This is a genomic window from Vibrio satsumensis (assembly GCF_050337435.1).
Classification (GTDB): Bacteria; Pseudomonadota; Gammaproteobacteria; order Enterobacterales; family Vibrionaceae; genus Vibrio; species Vibrio satsumensis.
Map to the genome: position 1 here is coordinate 80,285 of NZ_JAKJSX010000017.1, position 16,682 is coordinate 96,966.

Annotated in this window: 14 protein-coding genes, 1 tRNA gene and 1 rRNA gene; 8 read left to right on the plus strand and 8 right to left on the minus strand. The window is 43.5% G+C overall.

Annotation, left to right across the window (positions count from 1 at the left end; all coding sequences use genetic code 11):
• Positions 1-172: 172 nt before the first annotated feature.
• Together L4C44_RS20505 and arcA are read right to left on the minus strand one after the other, a co-directional pair.
• On the minus strand, positions 173-1,177 hold the full coding sequence (locus L4C44_RS20505; RefSeq protein WP_019821479.1) for an ornithine carbamoyltransferase: 1,005 nt from the start codon (positions 1,175-1,177) through the stop codon (positions 173-175).
• 156 nt (positions 1,178-1,333) lie between these two features.
• Positions 1,334-2,554, minus strand: a complete 1,221-nt coding sequence (arcA, locus tag L4C44_RS20510) for an arginine deiminase (RefSeq protein WP_019821481.1) — start codon at positions 2,552-2,554, stop codon at positions 1,334-1,336.
• A 576-nt stretch (positions 2,555-3,130) separates the two neighbouring features.
• On the opposite strand from arcA, the gene rraB reads away from it, so the two are divergent.
• Both rraB and L4C44_RS20520 read left to right on the plus strand, forming a co-directional pair.
• The gene (gene rraB, locus L4C44_RS20515; RefSeq protein ID WP_017058930.1) at positions 3,131-3,547 is read left to right on the plus strand and encodes a ribonuclease E inhibitor RraB; all 417 of its coding nucleotides are present in this window, start codon (positions 3,131-3,133) and stop codon (positions 3,545-3,547) included.
• 125 nt (positions 3,548-3,672) lie between these two features.
• Positions 3,673-4,467 (plus strand): glycosyl hydrolase 2 galactose-binding domain-containing protein, encoded by a 795-nt coding sequence (locus tag L4C44_RS20520; protein WP_146489812.1) that lies wholly within the window; start codon positions 3,673-3,675, stop codon positions 4,465-4,467.
• A 49-nt stretch (positions 4,468-4,516) separates the two neighbouring features.
• Here L4C44_RS20520 and L4C44_RS20525 read toward each other — a convergent pair whose 3' ends face one another.
• The 5 genes from L4C44_RS20525 to pepA all read right to left on the minus strand — a co-directional run bounded on the left by L4C44_RS20525 (position 4,517) and on the right by pepA (position 10,728).
• Positions 4,517-5,011: a GNAT family N-acetyltransferase gene (locus L4C44_RS20525; protein WP_136979705.1), complete on the minus strand. Its 495-nt coding sequence runs from the start codon at positions 5,009-5,011 to the stop codon at positions 4,517-4,519.
• Positions 5,012-5,058: 47 nt separating this feature from the next.
• Positions 5,059-5,463 carry a DUF2061 domain-containing protein gene (locus tag L4C44_RS20530; RefSeq protein ID WP_428805638.1) on the minus strand — a complete coding sequence of 135 codons (405 nt, stop codon included), beginning with the start codon at positions 5,461-5,463 and terminating at the stop codon, positions 5,059-5,061.
• Between the two features lie 219 nt (positions 5,464-5,682).
• Positions 5,683-8,556 (minus strand): valine--tRNA ligase, encoded by a 2,874-nt coding sequence (locus L4C44_RS20535; RefSeq protein WP_428805639.1) that lies wholly within the window; start codon positions 8,554-8,556, stop codon positions 5,683-5,685.
• A 102-nt stretch (positions 8,557-8,658) separates the two neighbouring features.
• Positions 8,659-9,108, minus strand: coding sequence for a DNA polymerase III subunit chi (locus tag L4C44_RS20540; protein ID WP_136979701.1), 450 nt, complete (start codon positions 9,106-9,108; stop codon positions 8,659-8,661).
• A gap of 99 nt (positions 9,109-9,207) precedes the next feature.
• Positions 9,208-10,728 carry a leucyl aminopeptidase gene (pepA, locus tag L4C44_RS20545; protein ID WP_017058936.1) on the minus strand — a complete coding sequence of 507 codons (1,521 nt, stop codon included), beginning with the start codon at positions 10,726-10,728 and terminating at the stop codon, positions 9,208-9,210.
• 192 nt (positions 10,729-10,920) lie between these two features.
• Here pepA and lptF point away from each other — a divergent pair, with 192 nt between their 5' ends.
• Together lptF and lptG are read left to right on the plus strand one after the other, a co-directional pair.
• The gene (gene lptF, locus L4C44_RS20550) at positions 10,921-12,021 is read left to right on the plus strand and encodes an LPS export ABC transporter permease LptF (RefSeq protein WP_146489810.1); all 1,101 of its coding nucleotides are present in this window, start codon (positions 10,921-10,923) and stop codon (positions 12,019-12,021) included.
• A 3-nt stretch (positions 12,022-12,024) separates the two neighbouring features.
• Positions 12,025-13,095, plus strand: a complete 1,071-nt coding sequence (lptG, locus tag L4C44_RS20555) for an LPS export ABC transporter permease LptG (RefSeq protein ID WP_428805640.1) — start codon at positions 12,025-12,027, stop codon at positions 13,093-13,095.
• 63 nt (positions 13,096-13,158) lie between these two features.
• Here lptG and L4C44_RS20560 read toward each other — a convergent pair whose 3' ends face one another.
• Complete coding sequence (locus L4C44_RS20560; protein ID WP_428805641.1) at positions 13,159-13,635, minus strand: RDD family protein; 477 nt, start codon at positions 13,633-13,635, stop codon at positions 13,159-13,161.
• Positions 13,636-13,829: 194 nt separating this feature from the next.
• On the opposite strand from L4C44_RS20560, the gene L4C44_RS20565 reads away from it, so the two are divergent.
• The 4 genes from L4C44_RS20565 to L4C44_RS20580 all read left to right on the plus strand — a co-directional run.
• Positions 13,830-13,914, plus strand: a tRNA-Leu gene (locus L4C44_RS20565).
• Positions 13,915-14,159: 245 nt separating this feature from the next.
• The gene (locus tag L4C44_RS20570) at positions 14,160-14,567 is read left to right on the plus strand and encodes a VOC family protein (RefSeq protein WP_048605864.1); all 408 of its coding nucleotides are present in this window, start codon (positions 14,160-14,162) and stop codon (positions 14,565-14,567) included.
• Positions 14,568-14,650: 83 nt separating this feature from the next.
• Entirely contained in the window at positions 14,651-15,904 is a 1,254-nt protein-coding gene (locus L4C44_RS20575) for a cyclic di-GMP phosphodiesterase (RefSeq protein WP_285953147.1), read from the plus strand.
• A 644-nt stretch (positions 15,905-16,548) separates the two neighbouring features.
• Positions 16,549-16,682 (plus strand): 16S ribosomal RNA (locus L4C44_RS20580); the annotation flags it as partial.

Sequence of the window (16,682 nt, forward strand, 5' to 3'; positions counted from 1 at the left end):
TAAGCATCTTAGCTTACGAGCAATATTTGGTGTTTCCACAATATTATTATGTGTTATCACAATATTGGTTGGCGTCATTTTCACTACTCTCAGACAAATTGCTGAGAATTATACGCTTTCAATTTGTGAGCGCAAGCGATTACATCAAGCTTTTGTTTACTTTCAATATTCGCTATTGGCCCAGTGTCGCAACCATTACCGCTTTGATGGTGTGCATGCGATTCTCTGCTTCATCAAACACAATTGAGTAATCCGATTCAAAGACTTCGTCAGTGACTTCTAAACCGTTCATTCCATACTTGTCTGCGACTTGCTGGCCGATTACGGTTTCATTGTTGTGGAAAGCAGGTAAGCAGTGCATGAATTTCACTTGAGGGTTCCCCGTCAGCTTAATAACATCCATATTCACTTGGTAAGGCGTCATAACAGCAACACGTTCGTCCCAAGCTTCTGGCGCCTCGCCCATCGAAACCCAAACATCGGTGTAAAGGAAATCACAGCCTTTTACGCCTTCAGCAACGTCTTCTGTCAGCGTGATTTTGGCACCTGTACTTTGCGCGATAGCTTGGCACTCTTCAACGAGCTGCTCTTCCGGCCAAAAAGCTTTTGGAGCGACAAGGCGAATATCCATGCCCATCTTCGCCGCACCGACTAACAGAGAGTTACCCATGTTATTGCGTGCATCGCCAAGATAAGCAAAGCTTATTTGGTGCAGATGTTTTCCGCGGCCATGCTCAAGCATAGTGAGGAAATCAGCCAAAATCTGAGTAGGGTGGAACTCATCGGTTAAGCCATTCCAAACAGGCACGCCCGCATAAGCGCCTAGGTCTTCAACAATACTCTGGCCAAAACCACGATATTCGATGCCATCGTACATACGTCCCAATACACGAGCCGTATCTTTCATTGATTCTTTTTGACCAATCTGAGAACCAGAAGGGCCAAGGTAAGAGACTTGAGCACCTTGATCAAAGGCGGCTACTTCAAAAGCACATCGAGTTCGAGTTGATGCTTTTTCAAAGATCAAAGCGATGTTTTTACCGTTAAGCTTTTTCTGCTCTGTTCCTGCATACTTAGCTTTTTTTAGATCAGCAGACAGATCGAGTAAAAACTGAATCTCTTTAGGAGTAAAGTCGAGAAGTTTTAGAAAGTTACGATTGCGAAGATTAAAGGCCATCTCTCGCTCCTTGCGAATATAGAATCAATGAAGAACTCAGTTAAACATAAAAATGCTATATTTGTGAATATTTATTTTATTTATTTAATAAAAAAGGCCAGTAAATGAATACTGGCCTAGATAAGTTATTGAGTCCGTTTAACTGAGCTCTTTGACTTAGATACCATCTCTTTCGATAGGGCAGCTCATACAGCGTGCGCCGCCACGACCACGGCCTAGCTCGTTGCCAGGAATCGTTAGAACTTCGATACCCGCCTTGTCGTATTTCTCATTGGTGTAAACATTACGCTCATAACCGATCACTGTACCTGGCTTCACCGTCAGCACGTTGTTAGCGTCATTCCACTGTTCACGCTCAGCTTCGTAGTTGTCACCGCCGGTAGTGATGATCTTCAGTTGATCAAGGCCTAGTGCGCCTTCAATCGCTGAGAGGTAGTTTTCAGCTTTTTCGACACGCATTTCGCCATTTTCTTTAGGTGTTAGGCGCCAAGTGTCTAGATCTTTGCGAACAATCTCTGGGTAGACAGAGAAAGTGTCGATATCCATGTGTGTCATCACCGTATCAAGGTGCATACAAGAGCGGTGTTTTGGTAAATCGATAGCAATCACTTCGGTTGCTTGGCCTGATCTGAATAGACTAGCCGCTAGGTTTTCGACACCTTGTGGTTTCGTACGTTCAGAGATGCCAACCAGTACCGCACCTTTACCAATAACCAATACGTCACCGCCTTCAATATTAGCGTTGTCGTAGTGCAGATCTTCATCACCAAAGTACTTAATGAAGTCTTGACCGGCAAACACTGGGTGCCAGCGATAGATAGCACGTAAGTGGTTTGTTTCGCGTTGACGAGCCGGTTTCATCATTGGGTTTAGGGACACACCGCCGTAAACCCAGCATGAGGTATCACGCGTAAATAGGTGGTTCGGCAGTGGCTCGATAACGAAATCGAGTGGTCGATGCATTTTAGGCAGCATCGATGATGATTTGATAGGAAGCTCAGAGTAGGCCAAGCCACCGAGTAAGATCGTTGCTAGATGTTCATTATCCATTTGAGCAAGGTAGTTTCTTAAGTCACGGGCAAAAGTCGGCCCATAACGGAAATCTGAGATTTGAGTATTCAGCAACCATTCACGAGCCTGAGATACGGCAAGCGTCTCTACGAGCAGGTCATGAAGCAATAGCACTTCTACGTCTTGACTGCGCAGCGTTTCTGCAAAGGCGTCATGTTCTTCACCTGCGGCTTCAACGGCAAGTACATCATCAAATAGAAGATCATGGCAGTTTGAAGGGGTGAGGTGGGTGAGTGCTCTTTCAGGTCTATTTAGGAGAACTCGTCTCAATTGACCGACTTCGGAGCCAACGTACAGCTTACTCATTTTGCATCCTTACTATTAATCCAGCGTCTATTTATGACAAGCTTGTCCGTAATATGCAAGTTTTGCAGATTGAGTTAATGCAAGGTATTTGGCTGATTATTGGTCATAAAATCTGAAATTCTTAACTTTATGCAGATTAAACTCCAATTAACTGGCTATCGAACGGAACAACGTTTTTGAGGATCTATGCTCAATTCATGGCTTGTTAGAATTGAATTTTGCTTATTAATCGTGATTTTTTATTCACTATTATGCACTTTTTGATAACAAGCTGAGGATTTATGCACCCCAAAAGCGGTTTAGCGTATGCACCTAACGTGACTAATCACGCAAGTTTTATTCAATAAGTCCTAAAGTGTCCATAAAAACGAAATGCTAAAATACACGTCAGTTAATAAAATGTTGAAAATTTGTTTCTGTGATTTTGATTTCACTTTTGAATTGATATTGGCTCAGCGATCTCGTGATAAACTTACCTTTCTAGGCCTGATCTGGGTGGCTTTTCTGGACGATCCGTGCCATATTTCGTGGCAATCAAATTTGATCTTTTCATAGTCAACACTCTGGAGCAGACACATGTCTCACGAAGATGAATATCTATCAGTAGCGGAATTAATTGAATTTCAAAAGGAAGAGACTCGCGACATCATTACAGCATTAATTGAAGATGGTAGCGATCCTGAAGCTCTATACGATATCGAGCATCACCTATTTGCTGAAGATTTCGATGTGCTTGAAAAAGCGGTTGTTGAAGCATTCAAAATGGGTTTTGAAGTGCTTGAAGCTGAAGAGACAGAAGACGAAGATGGCAATAAGCTGCTTTGTTGTGATGCAACGATGCAATGTACTTTGAATGCAGAAGCGATCGATGAGCAAGTTGAGAAGCTTGTGAACCTTGCAGAGAAGTTTGACATTATCTACGACGGTTGGGGCACTTACTACGAAGGTGAAGATGCTATCTACCCAGACGAAGATGATGAAGGCGAAGAGTAATTATTTCCCAATTTTAAAAAATGCCAGCCTCGAGCTGGCATTTTTTTACCCTCAGAAAAATAAATGTCTTTATATGCATTCATTCATTATAATGCGGTCAAAATTGATCTAGCTCAAGGAATGATATGCGGTTGCTTCTCGATGGTCTTTGGCAAATTTCGCCACTGACGGATCTCTCTATCCCACAAGATGACATCACTTTTCCGGCTCCGTTAAGCTCAAAGCTCCCTGATAGCTTGAGTGAAAACGAAATTGCAGAGCAAGAGTGGCATCTGATGCACGACATCGAAGTGGATGACGCCATGTTGGCGTGCCCACTTGTTGAGTTAGTGATGGCTGGGGTTGATTACTTTGCTGAAGTTCGACTTAATGGTGTGGCTGTGTTTGATTGTGATGGTAGCCAAGCTGAATACCGTAAAGATATCCGTCCTTATATGCAGTCCGGCCGAAACCGTTTTGAGATCCTTTTCCTTGAAGAAGAAGAGAGCCTGTTGCTTGAAGAGGATATGGATGATTCTCTATCTTCACAGGTTGTCGCTAAATCGGATTCTCGTATCGGAATCTGGCAAGCGCCATACCTGCAGTTCGTTCGAAACGTCAAACTAGAGCAAGTTGTCACAGAGCAGATCTGGCACCATGGCGGTGGCTGTGAGTTCAAAGTAGATGTTATCTATCAAACGCTAAAGCCAGGGTTAATATCGGCATCCATCAAGTTTAATGGCATGACACTCGTAATGCCGATAGATGTGCGCGCAGAACATACCGGCGTTGTGTTTCAGGTGGAAGCTCCTATGGTATTTAACCTTGAGAAGCCCAACCCTAAGCATCTATACCAATTAGAAGTGGTACTTGATGGGCAAGAAGAGAGCTCTTTTGTTGCCTTGAACCCAACTTCTTGCGTCAGTAACTTTCTACGCTAACTTCGTATATTTTAGCACTATCTTCTCTCGCTATAGCGGCACATTCTGCTTATAACGACTTGGCCATGACAACCTCACAAGCGTCGTGGCCTGTTTCTCCCCAAGCTGAGTCAAGATGCTCAAACCCAAGCTTCTCATAGAGTTTGACCGCAGCACCTAAGCACTCCGTCGTTTCTAAATACATGTGTTGATACCCAAGTTGTTTTGCTTGCTTTAAGCTCAAAGCAACAATTCGCTTGGCTAGGCCATGCCCTCGAGTTTGCGGTAAGAAGTACATTTTTTGTAGCTCACACACATTGGGTTTACCTGCTAGAGGGGCAAAGCCACCGCCTCCGACGATTTTTCCGTTGTGTTCGATAATCCAATACATTGCATTTGCTTGGCTGTAGACAGAGTACATATCATCGAGTGTTGGATCGGCCACGCCATAGCCTTTATCTTCTGTGAGCCCATGCTCAGCCGAAACTTGGCGAATGACTTGTGCGATGCTTGGGTTGTCTTGCGGTGTAATGGATCTAAGGGTGAACTCAGCAATTTTTTCCATGATCTGCCTATGAAAGGGTCACTAATATGTGACCCAATATATGGTGACTAAGCATGTTGGTGCAAACAGAATTGTTGCTGTGCCATTTGGTCACCTGATTTACGTAACCAGACTTTCTCATGGAAGTAGTAAGCAACTGTATTCAAAGTTGGCTCTAGCAAAGCCATCACACCGCCAATGAAGGCATCGCCAGTCAACAAGTAGACAACGGTAAAGGCAACACTAAAGTGGATGGTAGCAAAGCTTGCTGTTTTTAATTTGGTCATCCACTGACGAGCTTTAAGAGCAGGAACCTGAGCCCACGCCTTTTCATGAAAATAGAAGGCAACAGTATTCACTGAGGGCTCAATCATAGCGATTAAGCTACCAATTAAGATGTCGCCTGTTAGTACATAAGCGACACTAAATGCGATAGTAAAATGTAATGAAGCAAAGGTTAGTGTCTTTTTCATGATAATTACTCAATCGTTGTGTTGTTTCGATAGACCTATTATTGAGAATTATTATCATTAAGTATAATGGGAAGTAGAGATTAATTTGATAGATGAAACCTATCAATAATTGAGGCTAGAGTGAGAAGCATAGTAGTCAGAGGTATAAAAAAAGGCTGGTCACGAAGACCAACCTTTCTATTTAGAGCGAGAAGTTCGAAGCCTTCTCGTTCACTCGGTTTAAAGCGCAGCGATGGTCGCTTTTTGCTCTTCAAGCTTCACAAGAGTCTCTTGGTAGCCTTCAAGCTTTTCACGCTCTTTCGCGATAACCGCTTCTGGTGCTTTAGCAACGAAACCTTCGTTACCTAGCTTACCTTCGATACGCTTAATCTCGCCGTGAGTTTTAGCTACTTCTTTATCTAGACGAGCAAGCTCAGCATCTTTGTCGATAAGACCCGCCATTGGGATCATCAGCTCAGATTTGCCAACCAGTTTGGTTGCACAAGCTGGAGTCTCTTCGCCATCAGCTAGAACTTTAATATCGTCTAGCTTAGCTAGAGAGTTTAGAACGATCTTGTTTGCTTCGATACGAGTTGCATCTTTCTCATCCGCTACTTTGATCATTACTTCTAAGCCTTGGCTTGGTGCAATGTCGTATTCCGCACGTAGGTTACGGATAGCAGTGATGAAAGTCTTAACCCATTCGATGTCGTCAACGATCTCAGCATTGAAGTTAGCTTCATTAAACTGAGGAAGCGCTTGAGTCATGATTGTCTCGCCTTCAACGCCATCTACTAGCGGCTTAACGCTCTGCCAGATAGATTCCGTGATGTAAGGAAGAACAGGGTGAGCAAGACGCAAAGTTTTCTCAAGAACCGTGATAAGCGTGTAACGAGTCGCTTGTTGCTGAGCTTCAGTACCCTTCCAAAGAACAGGTTTAGTTAGCTCTAAGTACCAGTCACAGAATTGGTTCCAGATGAATTCGTAAAGCGTGTTTGCTGCCATGTCCAGACGGTAGTTGTCTAGGTGAGCATTAAACTCTTTCGCTGCAATTTCAAACTGAGATTCAATCCACTTGTCTGCTAGAGAGAATTCCATGTTTGCACGGTCTTCTACAGACAGTGACATGCCACAATCGTGCTCTTCTGTATTCATCAGTACGTAACGGCTTGCGTTCCATAGCTTGTTACAGAAGTTACGGTAACCTTCAAGACGCTTCATGTCCCAGTTGATGTCACGGCCAGTTGAAGCCATAGCAGCAAGAGTGAAACGTAGCGCATCAGTACCGTATGGTTCGATACCGTTTTCGAAAGTTTTACGTGTTGCTTTTTCGATTTTAGCAGCCAGTTTAGGTTGCATCATGTTGCCACAACGCTTCTCTACTAGCTCTTCAAGGCCGATGCCGTCAATCATGTCGATTGGGTCAAGTACGTTACCTTTCGACTTAGACATCTTGTCGCCGTTTTCATCACGGATAAGGCCCGTCATGTAAACCGTTTTGAAAGGTACTTGAGCTTTGCCATCTTCGTCTTTCACAAAGTGCATGGTCATCATGATCATACGAGCAACCCAGAAGAAGATAATATCAAAACCAGATACTAGTACTTCTGATGGGTGGAATGTTTTCATTGCTTCAGTGTTTTCAGGCCAGCCTTGCGTGCCGAACGTCCAAAGTGCAGAAGAGAACCAAGTATCCAGTACGTCGTCGTCTTGCTTAAGCACAACAACAGGTGCTAGGTTGTTCTTTTCACGAACTTCTTCTTCAGTGCGACCTACGTAAACTTTGCCATCGTTGTCGTACCATGCTGGGATACGGTGGCCCCACCAAAGTTGACGAGAGATACACCAATCTTGCACGTCGCGCATCCACGCGAAGTACATGTTTTCGTACTGCTTAGGTACGAATTGGATCTCACCATCTTCAACCGCTTTAACTGCTGGTTCTGCAAGAGGTGCTGTACGCACGTACCATTGGTCAGTCAGCATTGGTTCGATAACCACGCCACCACGGTCGCCGTAAGGGACTGTTAGGTCGTGATCTTTGATCTCTTCAAGTAGACCAAGTTCATCGAATTCAGCAACGATAGCTTTACGTGCAGCAAAACGCTCCATGCCTTGGTACTTAGCAGGGATATCTGTTGAGTAAACATCGCTTTCTTCGCCGTTGGTTGTGAATACTTCAGCAGCATCACGGATATCAGCGTTGAACGTTAGGATATTGATCATTGGTAGGTTGTTGCGCTTACCAACTTCGTAATCGTTAAAGTCGTGAGCCGGTGTGATCTTCACACAACCCGTGCCTTTTTCCATGTCTGCGTGCTCATCGCCTACGATAGGGATAAGACGGTTAACAACAGGAAGTAGGATTTCTTTACCGATAAGATCTTTGTAACGAGGATCTTCTGGGTTAACCGCTACGCCAGTATCACCAAGCATGGTTTCTGGACGAGTAGTCGCAACAACGATGTAGTCTTTACCATCAGCCGTTTTAACACCGTTCGCGAGCGGGTAGCGGAAGTGCCACATGAAACCTTTTTTGTCTTTGTTTTCAACTTCAAGATCTGAAATTGCAGTGTGCAGTTTAGGATCCCAGTTTACTAGACGCTTACCACGGTAGATTAGGTCTTCTTCGTATAGACGAACAAACACTTCTTGAGTCGCAGCCGATAGGCCGTCATCCATAGTGAATCGCTCACGATCCCAATCTACAGATGCACCAAGGCGACGAAGCTGTTGAGTGATAGTACCACCTGACTCGCCTTTCCATTCCCAGATCTTGTCGATGAAAGCTTCACGGCCGTAGTCGTGTTTTGTTTTGCCTTCTTCAGCAGCAATCTTACGCTCTACAACCATCTGAGTTGCGATACCAGCGTGGTCAGTACCCACTTGCCAAAGGGTATTTTTGCCTTTCATACGTTGAGCTCGGATAAGCGTATCCATGATCGTATCTTGGAACGCGTGACCCATGTGTAGGCTGCCAGTGACGTTCGGTGGCGGGATCATGATGCTGTAAGCTTCTTTTGATGTGTCACCGTGTGGCTTAAAGTAGCCTTTCTCTTCCCAAGTCTTATACAGAGCTTGTTCGATTGATGTTGGGTTGTATGTCTTTTCCATAGTGCTCTTAAACGGATACTGTGAATGGTTAATCGTGGTCAAACTTCATAAGTGAAGCTTCTTGAATCTAAATCCAAAGATAGCTTTAACTATGAGGTTTGACTATGGATGTTGAATCTCGATAGTTTGTAGCTGATATCCAGCCTGACGGTAAATTTTATACCTTTCTCGAGCGAGTTGCTTAGCTTTTTCTTCGCAAGGGACGAAGTCTATCACCTGAGCAAAGGCGTTCGCAAAGGTTGTATGATTATCGGCCAGATTAATTACTAGCTGACGATTCCAATTATGTTTTACGCCTTGATAGCCAATTTCGATGTTGGTTGAATACTTCGGGCCTTCACCAACCAAGTTGTGCGCTATAAACTCACTGGGTTCGACTTGCCAGAAAACTTCAGCAATACACTCGGCATGTTCTTTGTCATTACAGTTGAGATAAAGTTTAGCGCCTTGTTTCGCAAAGTGCTGAGCAAGAAACAGCACATAGTGAGCAAAACCATCTTCGCTGGCTTGCGGGCTGTCTGAAGGCACAATGTAAAATGTAGCAGTCTGCATACTTAATACTCGAACTGAAAATCGTGGATATCAATGTTACTTGGTTAACAGGGTCTAACAAATAGCGCTTATTAAAAAAGGGCCCGTAGGCCCTTTTTATTATTTTGAAGATTGCTCTTCAGTCTCTTGGCCGCTGCGGTTCAATAAGAATTGGACTAGCATTGAGACAGGACGACCTGTCGAGCCTTTCGCTGCGCCTGACTTCCAAGCTGTACCAGCACTATCGATGTGTGCCCAGTGGTACTTCTTAGTAAATTTAGATAGGAAGCAACCAGCAGTAATTGTGCCGCCAGGACGACCACCGATGTTCGCCATATCAGCGAACGGGCTGTTTAGTTGCTCATGGTACTCGTCTGCCATAGGTAGACGCCATGCTCGGTCACTTGCTTGCTCAGAAGCATTAACAAGTTCGTGAGAAAGCGGGTTGTGGTTCGATAGAACGCCACTGATGTGGTGACCTAGAGCGATAACACATGCGCCAGTTAGCGTAGCAACATCGACAACACAATCTGGTTCAAAACGCTCAACGTAAGTTAGAGCGTCACATAGAACCAAGCGACCTTCAGCATCAGTGTTTAATACTTCAACCGTTTGACCTGACATTGTCGTTAGGATATCACCTGGACGGTAAGCATTGCTGCCAGGCATGTTTTCACAACCGGCTAGGATACCAACCACGTTAATTGGTAGGTTCAATTTAGCCAATGCTTTCATTGTACCGAATACAGACGCAGCACCGCACATGTCGTACTTCATCTCATCCATACCTTCACCAGGCTTAAGTGAGATACCGCCTGAATCAAAAGTCAGACCTTTACCTACCAGTACAATCGGTTTCGCATCTGGATCCGGAGCGCCTTTGTATTCCATGATAGACATCATGGATTCATTTTTAGAACCTCGGCCAACCGCTAGGTATGATGTCATACCCAGTTTTTCCATCTCTTCTTCGCCAATGATCTTGGTCTTCACTGTCTCGTAATCGTCAGCTAAACGACGAGCTTGAGAAGCAAGGTACGCAGGGTTTGCGATGTTCGGTGGCATGTTGCCCAGATCTTTAGACGCTTTTACACCTGAAGCAATAGCAAGGCCGTGAGAAATTGCTTTCTCACCAAGGCTCAGTTCGCGACGTGTTGGTACGTTGAATACCAATTTACGTAGTGGGCGACGAGTTTCTGGTTTATTGCTCTTGAATTGGTCGAATGTGTAAAGACCATCTTTAGTCGCTTCTACCGCTTGGCGAACTTTCCAATAAGTATCGCGACCTTTAACGTGCAGTTCTGTAAGGAAACATACCGCTTCCATAGAACCAGTTTCGTTTAGTGTGCTGATGGTTTTTTGGATAATTTCTTTGTATTGACGCTCGCCTAGCTCACGTTCTTTACCACAGCCTACCAGTAGAACACGTTCCGAAAGTACACCAGGTACTTGATGCAGTAGTAGCATCTGGCCAGGTTTACCCTCTAGATCACCGCGACGAAGCAGTGAACTAATGTAGCCATCACTAATCTTATCTAATTGCTCGGCTACTGGAGAAAGGCGGCGCGGTTCGAATACACCGACAACGATACATGCGCTGCGTTGCTTCTCTGGGCTGCCACTTTTTACACTGAACTCCATGCGTACTCCTACATCCTGAAGACAAATCGAACTAAATGTTAGATAATGGGTTCTTACTTGTTGGATCCTATAATGGAACTAACCTTAAAGAAGAACGCTAACACTTAGCTAAAAATTTAAAAAAATAAAAGGTTCAACGGGAAATTATAGTGATTCAATCAAAAAAACAAGTTTTGTATAGGTAATTTGAGCGTGATTATTGTTAGATATTTGATCCGCGAGACAATCAAGAGCCAATTTGCGATCTTTTTTGTTCTCTTTCTCGTGTTTCTCAGCCAAAAATTCATCAGTGTTTTAGCGGACGCCTCTGATGGTGATATCCCTGCGAGTCTAATATTGTCGATTGTTGGCTTAAATATGCCAGCGATGGGCTTGTTGATGCTTCCACTCAGTATCTATATTGGTATTTTGCTCACTTTTGGACGCCTTTACGCTGAAAGTGAAATAGTGGTCATGAACGCCACCGGTATTGGTAATAAATTCCTGATCCAATCTGCACTTTACCTTGCTTTGATTACGGCGACAGTTGCTGCCTTTAACTCATTTTGGTTATCTCCTTGGTCACAAGACAAAGTTGAACAAATGTATGAAGAAGTGGCAGCGGAGAACAGCGTTGATTTATTACCGAAAGGCAAATTCGAAGGTACACCGGATGGTTCTTCTGTGGTGTTTATTGATGATATCGACGGTAATAAATTAGAAAATGTGTTCGTTGCTCAAATGCGCCCGCGCGATTCAGTACTTCCAAGTGTGATGTTCTCGAAGTCGGGAGATGTAAAAGAGCTCAGCGATGGTCGCCAGGTTATCGTGATGTACGATGGTACTCGCCATGAAGGTGTGCCTACACGTCTTGATTATATGGTGACACATTTTGAAGAGTACGAAGGTCTGATCGGTCAACGTGAAGTTGAGAAGAAAGGTCGAGATTGGGAAGCTATCCCTACAATTGATCTTATCGGCAACCCGAATAATAGCGCGAAAGCTGAATTACAATGGCGTATTTCTTTGGTACTTTGTATTCCATTGTTGACCATGCTTGTCGTGCCACTATCTGCGGTAAACCCTCGACAAGGTCGTTTTGCGAAAATCGGCCCAGCAATACTGATTTATCTCACCTATTTCTTAGCAATCAGTGCAACTAAGTCTTCAATCGAAGAGGGCAGTATTCCTGCGGTAATCGGCATGTGGCCAATTAATGCGTTATTGTTATTTGTCGCGATTGGTGCAAACTTTATGGATAGCGTGGCAGTAAGGCGTTTGAAAGAAAAATTCAAGAATAAGAGGTTGGCTTAAGCCGTGTTTAAGATTCTCGATTTATATATAGGCAGAACCATCATCGCAACCACGTCGCTGGTATTGGTGACGTTTGTTGGTCTCTCTGGGATTATCAAGTATGTAGAGCAGCTGAGAAAAGTTGGCCGTGGTACCTACGATCTACTCCAAGCTCTGTACTTTGTTTTGTTGAGTATCCCGCGTGATATCGAAATGTTCTTCCCAATGGCAGCCTTACTTGGTGCATTGATCGGATTGGGTATGCTTGCGGCGAGCTCTGAGTTAGTAGTAATGCAGGCGGCGGGTTTCTCTAAGTTAGATATCGGTTTGTCTGTACTTAAGACTGCGATTCCATTAATGATCGTGGTGACGCTATTAGGGCAATGGGGTGCACCTCAAGCGCAAAAGATGGCTCGTGACTTAAGAACCATATCGATAGCAGGGGGTAATATTATCTCCACGCAAAGCGGTGTCTGGGCTCGTGATGCCAATGATTTCATCTTTATTGTTAAAATCGACGATGACAAGCTATATGGCATGAACATGTGGCGCTTTGATGAAAATAAGGCTTTGAAAACCGCTATCTATTCTAAAGAGGTTGATTACGTTGGAGACAACGTTTGGACGATGAAAGATGTTGTCGTCACTTCGTTTGAAAATGAACTGCAGATAACGAAAGAGAATTTGCCAACATACACTTGGAAAACATCACTCGCACCAGACAAGCTTGCGATCGTGACGGTTAAACCAGAAGAGTTGTCGTTAAGTGGATTGTATGATTATGTTTCTTACCTCAAAGCTTCAGAGCAAGATGCATCACGTTATGAACTGGCATTATGGAGAAAGATAACTCAGCCAATTTCGATCGCAGTTATGATGTTGATGGCACTGTCGTTTATCTTTGGTCCTCTGCGTAGTGTAACCATGGGCGCGAGAATACTGTCAGGTGTTATTGCTGGCTTTACCTTCTATATATCCAGTGAGTTCTTTGGCCCGGTGAGTTTGGTTTATCAAATACCGCCCGCCTTTGGCGCAATAGCCCCGAGCGTAGTGTTCCTTGGAATAGCCATCATGCTCTTGAGGCGAAAACTGTAACTAGAAAAAAGGAAGGCTAACGCCTTCCTTTTTTGATCTTAATTGGAGCTAACTTAAATCACGCTATCGTGCTTGTGGTAACACAACGACTTCGGTCTTTGCCCAGATATCGTGAAAGCCACGTTTTTGAGGATCGAATGGAACACACAAGTTTGCCAATCCAAAACCTGAAGTACCTAAGCGAATTAGCGCCTGAGTTACTGTGATAGCTGAGCCATCTTTGTTTTGAACGCGCAGCTTCCAAGCTCTCATACCGAGAGTTTGACCTGCTCTAGTCCAGAAAAATACAAAGAAATAGACCCAAACGGCCACCAAGTAAAAGGTGTATGCAGGGCTCCAAATCGGATGGTTGGTTAAGAAGTCACTAACATCGGCATAACCGCTGTGGTTAAAAATGCCGAGAGCCATGAGCGCGTGCAGTAGAGCGACAATGACGCCAGCCGCCAACATTTCAATAGCGATTACGATCAGAGCGTCATAGAACAAGGCACCAAATCGGCGCATCATTCCTGCTGGTGGCAGAGTGTTTGTTGATGTCATGTGTTATTACTTCTTTAAAAATTGAGGCGTCAGAATATAGTTTAAGGCTTAGCCTGAAAAGAGACATGACGCACAGCTTATGACTTAGTGGCGAAATTATCGGCAAACACACATGAATTCAAGTTTTTATACTTGCCACATCAGTTCGCATACGTATAATGCCAAACATCGAAAGGGCAATGCCCCAAGATAATGCCGGTATGGTGAAATTGGTATACACGACGGATTCAAAATCCGTTGCCTTCGGGCGTGGCGGTTCAAGTCCGCCTACCGGTACCATATTTAAATGACAAAGCCTCGACTCAAGTCGGGGCTTTGTTGTATCTGGAGAGCTGATAACGTTGCCTTCGCGGTGGCGACAAGAAGGCTTCTTTAATTAGACAGATCTTGATGTTTCATTCCTAAATCCCATAATTTCCCTTCGCTATTCGCTCTGATAATGAATTAATCATCTTAAATCATGATGTTACCTGTCATTCTCTATTCTATTGTCTATGTTTAAAGGATTAACAGAGGAGAGAAATATGCTGACAGTAACCCCTTACTTATTTTTTGATGGTCGTTGTAGTGAAGCGTTGGATTTTTATCATAAGTGTTTTGGTGGTGTGGTTTTATCGAAACAACTTTTCAGTGATGCACCACAGGTAATAGAGGGAGCTCAACCTGATTGGGTTATGCATGCTGAGTTCGAAGCGTTTGGTATGAAGCTGATGATGTCTGATGGCGTTAAAGCCAAGGAGCTTGAAGGTAACAATCTCGCTCTATCTCTTGTGACTGAAGATACCGCGACTCAAGAACAAATCTTTGAAAAGCTAAAGAAGGGAGGGCGGATAATGACTCCACTCGCAGATACGTTTTGGGGGGCTCGATTTGGCAAAGTAGAAGATAAGTTTGGTATACGCTGGATGGTGCACTGTGATTCTTTAAGTTGAACCTGTGAAATTGGATAGTGAAATTGCTGCTTGGTTTTATTAGAATTATAAATAGAGATTAATCATCAATATTATATATAAAAATGGGCAGCATAAAGATTACCGTAGATCGAATTCAGCCCGGTCTGCATATACGACTCCCCGTAAAATGGAATGAACACCCATTTTTATTCAACAGCTTTAAAATCAAAGATGACGCTCAAGTAAAAGTAATTCGACATCTTGGGATTAAGCACGTCTATATAAACCTGAGCCAAAGTGATACCTCGCCTCTACCTGTTAATCACGTCGGTGAACAAGAAGTTGATATTGATTCACAGGTAAGCCTTGAAACGGAAAGAATGTGGAAAGATAAGCATGAGCGTATCGAAACCCTTAGCTCTTACCGTCGCAGGGTGAGTCATTGCGAGAGAGAGTTTGAACGTTCGCTTGCTCGAATGCGCTCTGTGATGACTAAGATCCGTAACAGACCTTTAGATGCGGTGGGGGAGGTTAAGGCTCTTGTTGATGATATCGTTGAAACCCTAGTGAGCGATGATAACGTTACCTTGCATCTTATGAATACTAAAGCGGATTTCGAAGACATTTACTTTCATACTTTAAACGTTTCGGTTGTTGCACTGATGGTAGGTAAGGCCAAAGGCTATAATACACAACAATTGAAAGAGCTCTCCTTCGCAGCACTGTTTCACGATGTAGGTAAAATCAAAATACCAGTCGCGATACTAAGAAAGCAAAGCGCCCTGACAATACCTGAAGAGAACTACCTGAAGCTTCATACGAAATATGGTGCGGATATTGTTGCAGGAATTGATGACTTTCCTGAAAGTGCTAAAAAGGTGATCGCTCAACATCATGAGAAGAATGATGGTTCTGGTTACCCCGAGGGCTTAAAAGAACACGAGATTGATGAATTTGCCAAGATAGTCTCTGTGGCTAATGCATTCGATAACCTTTGCCATGGTAAAACGCAATCTCAACAAATGATCCCGTATTTGGCGCTGTCTCACTTATATAAGAGCTGTAAACATCTATATAGCCAAGATAACTTGGGTCTGTTGGTTAAGTTCATGGGAGTGTACCCACCAGGAACCGTAGTACAGCTTTCAAATGATTCGATTGGGATTGTGATATCCGTTAACGCTAAGCATATGCTTTATCCAAATGTACTTATCTATGATCCTAGCGTGCCAAGAACTCAAGCCCCGATCATTGACCTCTTTATTAAAGAGATCAAAATCGTTAATGCCGTTCACCCAAGCAAGTTACCTGAACAAGTTCGAGAGTATCTAAACCCTAGGGCTCGTTTATCTTACTTTTTTGATAGTGGAGAGTAGTTATCCACAGGTTGTTGTGGGTAATTTGTTTGAAACTTGGGGTGAAAATGGTATAAATAAGCCCTTGGTTGAAATGTCGTCGCTTAACCTCTTTTTTCAATAAAAAACGCATTTATTGCTTGCCAATATGAGCGGCATCTCTATAATGCCGCCTCACTGACACGGTAGACGCCACAAGGCTTCAGCGAAGAATGTTAGTAAGGCAACTAGCTTTAAGCGATGATTCGCTTCTACTTTTAGAAAGTAGGAATTAATTCCAAATAAGTGTTTGACACTGAGAATTAAATCGCTAGAATGGCCGCCTCTTCCGAAGTGATGTAAGTCATAACGAAGAGAAGCTCTTTAACAATTTAAACCTATCAATCTGTGTGGGCACTCGTTGATGAATATCAAAACGTTATTGGTTCTTTTTCGAAAGAGCGTAATAACAGTTACTTCGGTAACAAACTTGATTTCAATGAACTGAGTGACCAATACGAATAATTACTTTCTATATAGAGAGGGGTTATTTGGCACAGTCAATTCATTATCATTCTGTTGGAATGATAATAGCTTTAGAATTATATGTTCATGTTTACATGAATATTAGTTTTGAAGTCAGTATTCGTTGAGTCACACCTATTAGTTTAGGTAATCAAAACTTTAAATTGAAGAGTTTGATCATGGCTCAGATTGAACGCTGGCGGCAGGCCTAACACATGCAAGTCGAGCGGAAACGACACTAACAATCCTTCGGGTGCGTTAATGGGCGTCGAGCGGCGGACGGGTGAGTAATGCC